The sequence below is a fragment of the Streptococcus sp. 3613 genome (genome assembly GCF_013277375.1).
Lineage (GTDB): Bacteria > Bacillota > Bacilli > Lactobacillales > Streptococcaceae > Streptococcus > Streptococcus pseudopneumoniae.
The window spans coordinates 1-1,724 of sequence record NZ_VMMV01000119.1 but is presented as its reverse complement, the minus strand read 5'-3'; the positions used below and the strand labels follow the sequence as shown (position 1 = coordinate 1,724).

General features: G+C 35.8%; 1 protein-coding gene. It reads left to right on the top strand.

Going from position 1 to position 1,724, the window contains the following annotated elements; translation table 11 throughout:
* Nucleotides 1–465 precede the first annotated feature (465 nt).
* Nucleotides 466–1,566 carry a UDP-galactopyranose mutase gene (gene glf / locus HT708_RS11025; RefSeq protein WP_100104644.1) on the top strand — a complete coding sequence of 367 codons (1,101 nt, stop codon included), beginning with the start codon at nt 466–468 and terminating at the stop codon, nt 1,564–1,566.
* Nucleotides 1,567–1,724: the final 158 nt, after the last annotated feature.

Sequence of the window (1,724 nt, the reverse complement as noted above, 5' to 3'; positions counted from 1 at the left end):
AGCTACTAAATAGATTATTGGGCATGGAATGGAACAAAGGGTTCGTGAAGTTTGAAGAACTCAAAAATTACGCCAAAGCTCCATATACAACACCTAAACGAGATTAAAGAACAGCGAAATCCCTTGTGGCGCAAGGGGTTAGCTGCCCTTTTGTATTTTTTAAGTGATAAAGTCGGGAGTTAGAAATAGCCTTTTCAAGGAAAATCATAAAGACAAACATCAGTTTTGGTGCTTGTCTTTTTAAATCACTCGGCTATTGAAAACTGAGAAATGATTTGTTTTGTGCTAAAATAGATTGAAACGAATACTCAATAAAAATTAAAGAGTAACTGAGAAGTTAGCTCAAAGTACTGTTTTGAGGTTGCAGATGGACGCTGACGTGGTTTGAAGAGATTTTCGAAGAGTATAAGATTCTCTCTTTTGCTATAGTTAAGGAGATGAGAGGTAAATGATAAGGGAGAGACTATGTACGACTATCTAATCGTTGGTGCTGGTTTGTCGGGAGCAATTTTTGCTTATGAAGCAACCAAGCGTGGAAAAAAAGTAAAAGTTATTGATAAACGTGACCACATTGGTGGAAATATCTACTGTGAGAATGTAGAAGGGGTTAATGTTCATAAATATGGTGCCCATATCTTTCATACTTCTAGTAAAAAAGTTTGGGATTATGTGAATCAATTTGCTGAGTTTAACAATTATATCAACTCGCCTCTAGCTAATTACAAGGGTAGCCTTTATAATCTACCTTTCAATATGAATACTTTCTATGCTATATGGGGGACAAAAACTCCTCAAGAGGTCAAAGATAAGATTGCTGAGCAAACGGCTCATATGAAGGACGTTGAACCGAAAAACTTGGAAGAGCAGGCTATCAAGTTGATCGGTCCAGATATTTATGAAAAATTGATTAAAGGATATACTGAAAAGCAATGGGGACGTTCTGCTACTGACCTTCCACCGTTTATTATTAAACGTCTACCAGTTCGTTTGACTTTTGATAATAACTACTTCAATGACCGTTACCAGGGTATTCCAATTGGTGGTTACAACGTTATCATTGAAAATATGCTCAAGGATGTGGAAGTAGAACTTGGTCTTGACTTTTTTGCCAATCGTCAAGAATTAGAAGCTTCTGCTGAAAAAGTTGTCTTTACAGGGATGATTGACCAATACTTTGATTATAAACATGGTGAGTTAGAATACCGTAGTCTTCGTTTTGAGCATGAAGTTTTTGATGAAGAAAACTATCAAGGAAATGCTGTTGTCAACTATACAGAACGAGAAATTCCTTATACTCGCATTATTGAGCATAAACATTTTGAGTACGGAGCACAAGCTAAAACGGTCATTACTCGTGAATACCCAGCAGATTGGAAAGGTGGAGATGAGCCTTATTATCCAATCAATGACGAGAGAAACAATGCCCTATTTGCTAACTATCAAGAAGAAGCAGCACAGAATGATAAGGTCATTTTCTGTGGACGTTTGGCTGATTATAAATACTACGACATGCATGTAGTCATTGAACGGGCCTTGGAAGTGGTCGAGGAAGAGTTGGGACAATAATGCAAGGATTCCGTTATTTTAGAATCTTTGCTACTTAAGATTTTTATACTAAACTAAAATAAAAAAGTATTATATAATAGTAATATGAAATCAACTAAAGAAGAAATCCAAGCTATCAAAACACTTTTAAAAGACTCTAGTACAGCTAAATATCATAA

What these genes read in the sequence shown, in the direction of transcription:
- glf (WP_100104644.1), top strand. Translation starts at nt 466, where the DNA reads ATGTACGACTATCTAATCGTTGGTGCTGGTTTGTCGGGAGCAATTTTT.